We start from the raw sequence: 6679 nt of genomic DNA, 5'->3' as shown, positions 1-6679 counted from the left end.
CCAAGGCGTCAGCACCGCCCATCACGCAATCCGGTCGGGCGATCATCCGTCGAGCGGCGGCGGCGTCGACCTTTCCGAAGGGGAGTGATCCATGTTCCGCCGACCAAACGTCCGCTACGGCAAGACACCCGAACCCGAGACGCCATATCAGCGCGCCGGGCAGGTCTGGGACGAGCGGATCGGGTCGGCCCGCGTCCAGGCGAAGAATTGGCGGCTCGCCTTCTTCGGCGCGCTCGCGCTGAGCGGTGGCCTGGGTGGCGGGCTCGTCTGGCAATCCGCCCGCGGAACCATCACGCCCTGGGTCGTGCAGGTCGACAAGCTCGGTCAGGCGCAGGCGGTCGCGCCGGCGACCGCCGACTATAAGCCGACCGATCCGCAAATCGCCTGGCACCTGGCCCGCTTCATCACCGAGGTCCGTGGCATCCCGGCCGATCCCGTGGTGCTGCGGCAGAACTGGCTCGACGCCTACAACTATGTCACCGACAAGGGCGCGCTCGCGCTCAACGACTATGCGCGGTCGAGCGATCCCTTCTCCAAGGTCGGCAAGACGCAGGTCTCGGTTGAGATCGCCAGCGTCATCCGCGCCTCCAATGACAGCTTCCGCATCGAATGGGTCGAGCGCCGCTATGTCGATGACGCCCTGGCCGCGACCGAGCGCTGGAGCGCTATCCTCACGATCGTCGTGCAGACGCCGACGGACGCCGACCGGCTGAAGAAAAATCCGCTCGGCGTCTACGTCCATGCTCTCAACTGGTCAAAGGAACTCGGCTGATGCGCGCTCCGCCGTTCGCAACGCTCTTTCTCGCCTCGGTGTCCCTCGGCGCGTGCTCGACCGCCTATAAGCCGCCCGTCATCTCCTACGATGAAACGCCGCATCAGGCCGTGCTGGCGCCCGACCCGCCCAAGCCGGTGCAGATCGTAGAGCTGCCCAAGCCATTGCCGCTTCCCGGGCAATTGAAGCCGCTGCCGGGCGGCAAGAGCGCGCCGCCCGAACCCGCCGATCCGCATGCGCGCGTCGACCAGGCCAACGGCGCCGCGCGCGTCCAGCCGACGCGCGCCGGATACATCAATGCGATCCAGGTCTATCCGTGGTCGGACGGTGCGCTCTATCAGGTCTACGCCGCGCCGGGGCAGATCACCGATGTCGCACTGGAGCCGGGCGAGCAGCTCGTCGGCTCCGGCCCGGTGGCGGCAGGCGACACGGTGCGCTGGATCATCGGCGACACCGAGAGCGGTGCTGGCGCGGCTAAGCGCATCCACATCCTGGTCAAGCCCACGAGGCCGGATCTCACCACCAATCTCGTCATCGATACCGACCGGCGGACCTATCACCTCGAGTTACGGTCCGACGAAAAGACCTACATGGCGGCAGTCTCGTGGATCTATCCGCAGGACCAGTTGATCGCGCTGCGCCAACAAAACGCAGCGGCCGATGCGGCCGCCCCTGTCGCCACCGGCGTCGACATCAGCGCGATCAACTTCCGCTATCGGGTCGAGGGCGACAGCCCGGCCTGGCGGCCGAAGCGCGCCTTCGATGACGGCCGGCAGGTCTTCATCGAGTTCCCGAGCGGCATCGCTCAGGGCGAAATGCCGCCGCTCTGGGTGATCGGCGCGGAAGGCGATGGCCAACTCGTGAACTACCGCGTTCGCGGCAACTACATGATCGTCGACCGGCTCTTCGCCGCGGCCGAACTCAAACTCGGCGCCAAGCATCAGGAGATCGTCCGGATCGTCCGCACCGATGGGAGGCCGCAATCATGACAGGTACCTCCCAGGATAGCAGCGGTCCGCTGCGACCGCCGCAAGAAATGCGATTGCGGTCGAGCCGCGCGCCGGTCACCCGGCTCTCGCGCAAGGTATTGATCGGCCTTGGCGGCGTGGCCGCGCTCGGCATCGGCGGCGCCTTGTTCCTTGCGTTGAGGCCGCAGCACCCGCAGACCGGGTCCGAGCTCTACAACACGAACAACCGCACGACGCCGGATGGTCTTGCCGCGCTGCCGCACGACTACACCGGTCTGCCCAAATCGGTCCCACAGCTTGGGCCGCCGCTGCCTGGGGACCTCGGCCGACCGATCCTGAACGCGGGCGCACCAGCGCCGGGCATGCCGGCGCAAGCACCGCCTGCCGACCCCGAACAGCAGCGTCGCCTTCAGGAACAAGAAGCCGCCCGCGTCAGCCATCTATTCGCGGCAAGCAGCAACGGCGTAGCCGTTGCGCCAGTGGCGACAGCGTCGGCGGGCGGCGCAACTCCGACAGCTATACCGGCGGCCGACGCCGGCTCCGGAAGCGCAGGGCAGGACCATAAGCTCGCTTTCCTCAACGGCGCCGTCGATCGGCGCACGACCAGTCCGGATCGCGTCCAGGCGCCGGCGAGTCCGAACATCTTGCAGGCCGGATCGATCATCGCCGCTTCGCTCATCACCGGACTACGCTCGGACCTTCCAGGCCAGGTGACCGCGCAGGTGACGGAGGACGTCTACGACAGCCCCACCGGCCATATTCTGCTCATCCCCCAAGGCGCGCGCCTGGTCGGTCAATATGACGCCCAGATCGCGTTCGGCCAGTCACGCGCCGTGCTCGTCTGGAACCGGCTCATCATGCCGAACGGGCGGTCGATCATTCTGGAACGGCAGCCCGGCGCCGACACCGAAGGCTATGCCGGTCTCGAGGACGAGGTCGACAACCATTGGGGCATGCTGTTCAAGGCCGCGATCCTCTCGACCCTGCTCAGCGTCGGGACGGAGGCCGGTATGAGCGGCAACAACAATGGTTCGCTCGCGGCAGCACTCCAAGAAGGCTTCTCGCAAAGCATTAACCAGACCGGTCAGCAGGTCGTCAGCCGGTCCCTGAATATCCAGCCGACGATCACCATTCGGCCCGGCTTTCCGGTCCGGGTAATGGTCTCCCACGACCTCGTTCTGGAACCCTACCGCGGCTGAGGAGGTGGCGATGGCAAAACTGAAGCTCGGCGCGATCCCGGATGACAAGCCGGTGAAACTGTCGCTGGAACTGCCGGCGGCCGTCCATCGCGATCTCGTGGCCTATGCCGAGGCGCTGAGCCGGGAAACCGGCCAGCCGGTGAGCGACCCCGCCAAACTCATCGGGCCGATGCTGGCGCGCTTCATCGCCAGCGACCGCGCCTTTTCCAAGCTGCGAAGCGTCAGGACGTCACCCCCGCCCGCGCCGCGATGGAGCGGACCTGCGACATCGAACGAGCCAGGCTGAGCAGGCGGCGCAGGGCCGGATTATCGTTCCCCGGCAGCCAAATGGCGCTGTAGGGCAAGACATCCTGTTCTGTCGGCAGCGGCACGAACACGACGCCTGGATACCGTGTGGCGGTTCCCGTCTCGCTCATCACGCTGATCCCGAACCCAAGCGCGACCAGGTGCATCAGCGTCTCCCGCCCGACGTGGTAGCGCTCGACCGAGGGGCTGAAGCCGAGCGAGGCGAGCCGCTGGATCACGAAATCATGGATCTCCGGCCCGGGCGCCTCCCGGCTCAGGATGAAGCGCTCGTCCTTGAGCAGATCCCAGCAGATGTCTGTCGCCGCCGCCTGCGGGTGACCATTCGGTAGAGCCACGAACACGCGCGCCTGCCAGAGCGGCGCGACGTCACATCGCGGCGCCTGCGGCTCGCCGGCTACGAAGGCGATATCGAGCCGACGCTCGTTGATCCCGGCGATATGCTCGCGCGTGGAGCCTTCCAGGATGTCGACCACCACGGAGGTATGTTCCTCTCGGAACCGGACTAGGAGATCGCGGAGGAACCCGACCGAGAGGGACGAGAGGATACCGATCCGCACAGCCCCTTCGCCGCCGCAACCTGCATTGCCCGCGGTCCGAATGGCGAAATCGATTTCCGCCAATCCGGCGCGTGATCGATCGAAAAACCTGCGACCAGCTTCGGTGACGCGGACGCCGCCTGACTCCCGCTCGAACAGCGAGACGCCGAGTTCGTCCTCGAGGGCGCGTACGCGCCGGCTGACGGCGGATTGCCGGACCCCAAGGACCTGCGCCGCCCGGCTGAAACTGAGGTGCTCCGCGACCAGGAGCGCCTGGGAAATAGACACAAGGTTCACGACTCACTCACCTTGCACAAAGTTGAGCGACGGCTTTCGCCGTAGCCGCAGCGTGACATCCAACTTTGGACAAAACCGGGGCGAGTACTGGGGGGTTTATGGCAAGACTGTGGTTTGACGGCGATCCGTCAAGCCTACGCCGCTTGACCCCCTCGGCTGAATTGCCCGGACCTTATCGAAGTGAACGGGCCTATCCTTCAATTACGGACCTTGCTTATTCAAGGCAGCAGCACGAACGGCATTGCAGGCTCAATGGCCGGGTCCGAACCCGCGACGGCGCCAAGCTCCGTCTCCCTTCCTGATCTATAAAATCAGCTTGCCCGAAACGGGTTCTTGATGCGAAGCCGGTTCTCGATGACGAGGCCGTCGTGCATGTCTTCCGACCAGAGGATGTCGCAATCAGCCTGAAGCGCCGACGCCGCGATCATCGCGTCGTAGATCGAGAGACCATACCGCTCGGCGATCGCCAATCCCAGGTCATGCACGTCCGCCGTTATGGGCTCGACCGGCAGCAAAGCGCGCACCGTCGAGAGAAAGGCGTGCGTCTCGGGCCAGGACAGACCCATCTTGCGGCGCGACACGTTGGCGAGCTCGTTCAGCACCTGCACGCTGATCGTCCCGCCCGCGGCGGCGGTCTGCTCGGCGCGATCGGCCTTCGCGGGATCGCCGGAGGCGAGATAGACGAGGACGTTCGTGTCGATGAAACTACCGGGCATTCGCCTCGTCCCGGTCGAACTTCCAGTCCGCGGGCAGTCGTCCGCGGAATGCGCGCAGGCGCTTCAATAGATCTTCCCGCCCAGGCTTGCGCGCGACCTCAAAAGCCCTGGGATCGGCGACATGGATTTCGATCTCGTCGCCTTCCTTCAGCTCCAAAGCGTCGACGACCGCCGCTGGCAGACGGACGGCCAGGCTGTTGCCCCACTTCGCGACCTGCATGGCGATGCTCCTAGATATACGTCATGATCAATGTATATCCTTGCCCCGGAGGGATCAAGATGAAGCCAAGGCTGGCCGCAGGTCATCATCACCCGCGGATGACCGACGCGGATCCGCCGCCTCCGACGATGTGCGGCTGCGCTTGCGCCTGGGAGATGTCGGCTTTGAATCGCTCTTGCTCTCGCCGTCCATCAGCTTGGCGATCTCAGCAGAGACCTGGTCGGCAGCAACGGCAAGGGCGGCGTCGAGATGGACATATCTCTGAGTGACGCCGCGGGATGTGTGGCCCAGCAATCCGGCGATCGTCAGCTCGGAGAACCCCAGATCGCCAGCGATGCTGGCGAAGGTGTGTCGGAGGACGTGCGGGGTTACTCCGGACAGTTTCGCCTTCGCGCAAACCCGGTCGAGCACCCGAACGACGCCGATGAAGTGCCCATCGCCGACATCGGCCGGGAACACATAGGGAGAATGCTCCTGGACCGGCAGGCTCTCGATACACTCGATGGCCGCGAGCCCGACCACCCGGAGCTGTTCGCCGCTCTTGGTGTCGGGGAAGTGGATGGCGCGTTCCTGACGGTTGAGCCACGCTCTCTGGAGGCTCAGCGCCTCCATCCTCCGGAACCCGGTCAGCAGCATGAGCCGGATGGCGCCGAGCCCCGTTGGGTGCTCACCGTTCGCCGACAACTGCCGCATGACCTTGCCGAGATGGCGAACCTCGTCCGCGCTCAACCGACGCTTGACCTTGCGTGACGCCATCTGGCGCACGCCCGATGCGGAATTCTTCTCGATTAGGCCAAGCCGCGTAGCGTGACCGAGCAAGGCCCGAAAGGTGCTGATCGCACGGGCTGCGACGCCGGCTCCGCCGGTCGAGCGGCCGCCGCGGCCCTGCAATTTCTTCCCGCGCGCCGACTTGCCGGCGGCGATGTCGGCCTGCATGGCCTCGACGTCGCGCAAGGTGAGGTTGCTCACGAGGCGTGGCCCCAGCAGTGGCTTGATGTGCGTCTCGATCCGGCTTCGATCCATCGCGATGCTGGTCGCCTTGATGGGCCGACGATTGCGCCCGAGAAGGCGGCCCTCGCCAGCCTCCTTCAGGTACCAATCGCACACATCCGCGACCGTCATGCCGTCGCGGATGGCGTGCCGATCCGCCGATGGGTCGGCGCCCTCGGCGACGGCCGCCAGCTTTTGGCGTGCCAACCCACGCGCCTGCTCCGGCGTCAGCACGCCGCAGGAGCCCAGCACCAGCCGCCGGGTGCGACCTTCGATGTTGCGATATTGGATCAGATAGGTCTTGGCCCCAGTGGGCTTCACGCGGACGCCGAAGCCCCGCATTTCGCTGTCCCAGGCGAATACATCCTTGTTAGGTTTTGATCCCAATGCGTCGACGACGCGCTTCGTGATTTTACCCATTTTCCTCATACCCCTTTGATCTACATCGTGAATTCCGGATTCTGCTTCCCCGGAAAGGCTGGCGGAGGCCGGGGAAGCAGGGGGGAAGCACGAAAGCGGCTTTCGAAGGGTGTGAGGAGGATACCCGCGGGATGGACGCCTGCAAGAAAAGACGTTTTATAATAGGGACTTAGCGGGCTACAGGATAGAAAGAGATGCTGCCGGATAGACGGCGTTTCAAACTTGCCAAGGTTGGGGTCGAGGGTTCGAATCCCT

The 6679-nt window shown here is 65.3% G+C and carries 8 protein-coding genes; 4 read left to right on the top strand and 4 right to left on the bottom strand.

All coding sequences use genetic code 11. The annotated features are described in order from the left end of the window. Nucleotides 1-91 precede the first annotated feature (91 nt). Genes trbF through B8460_RS01370 form a run of 4 tightly spaced genes read left to right on the top strand, consistent with a single transcriptional unit; the run spans nt 92 to nt 3225 of the window. Entirely contained in the window at nt 92-772 is a 681-nt protein-coding gene (trbF, locus tag B8460_RS01385; protein WP_048859778.1) for a conjugal transfer protein TrbF, read from the top strand. Beyond that, nucleotides 772-1761 (top strand): P-type conjugative transfer protein TrbG, encoded by a 990-nt coding sequence (trbG, locus tag B8460_RS01380; RefSeq protein ID WP_048859777.1) that lies wholly within the window; start codon nt 772-774, stop codon nt 1759-1761. Before trbF ends, trbG begins: the two co-directional genes overlap by 1 nt. After that, a complete protein-coding gene (locus tag B8460_RS01375) occupies nt 1758-2939 on the top strand; it encodes a TrbI/VirB10 family protein (protein ID WP_048859776.1) in 1182 nt (393 codons plus the stop codon). Before trbG ends, B8460_RS01375 begins: the two co-directional genes overlap by 4 nt. A gap of 10 nt (nt 2940-2949) precedes the next feature. Continuing rightward, nucleotides 2950-3225 carry a DUF2274 domain-containing protein gene (locus B8460_RS01370; protein WP_084623098.1) on the top strand — a complete coding sequence of 92 codons (276 nt, stop codon included), beginning with the start codon at nt 2950-2952 and terminating at the stop codon, nt 3223-3225. Here B8460_RS01370 and B8460_RS01365 read toward each other — a convergent pair. The 4 genes from B8460_RS01365 to B8460_RS01350 form a co-directional block, all read right to left on the bottom strand. Beyond that, entirely contained in the window at nt 3161-4078 is a 918-nt protein-coding gene (locus tag B8460_RS01365) for a LysR family transcriptional regulator (RefSeq protein ID WP_048859775.1), read from the bottom strand. The genes B8460_RS01370 and B8460_RS01365 overlap by 65 nt on opposite strands. A 311-nt stretch (nt 4079-4389) precedes the next feature. After that, nucleotides 4390-4794, bottom strand: coding sequence for a PIN domain-containing protein (locus tag B8460_RS01360; RefSeq protein WP_048859774.1), 405 nt, complete (start codon nt 4792-4794; stop codon nt 4390-4392). Beyond that, on the bottom strand, nt 4784-5014 hold the full coding sequence (locus B8460_RS01355; RefSeq protein ID WP_048859773.1) for an AbrB/MazE/SpoVT family DNA-binding domain-containing protein: 231 nt from the start codon (nt 5012-5014) through the stop codon (nt 4784-4786). The genes B8460_RS01360 and B8460_RS01355 overlap by 11 nt, the downstream gene beginning before the upstream one ends. A 54-nt stretch (nt 5015-5068) precedes the next feature. Further along, on the bottom strand, nt 5069-6424 hold the full coding sequence (locus B8460_RS01350) for a tyrosine-type recombinase/integrase (protein WP_084623100.1): 1356 nt from the start codon (nt 6422-6424) through the stop codon (nt 5069-5071). Nucleotides 6425-6679 lie beyond the last annotated feature (255 nt).

Origin of the sequence: Acidisphaera rubrifaciens HS-AP3 (assembly GCF_000964365.1) — a bacterium.
Taxonomy (GTDB): Bacteria; Pseudomonadota; Alphaproteobacteria; order Acetobacterales; family Acetobacteraceae; genus Acidisphaera; species Acidisphaera rubrifaciens.
Note: the sequence above shows the minus strand (reverse complement) of the source record. Positions and strands in the feature narration are given on the sequence as shown.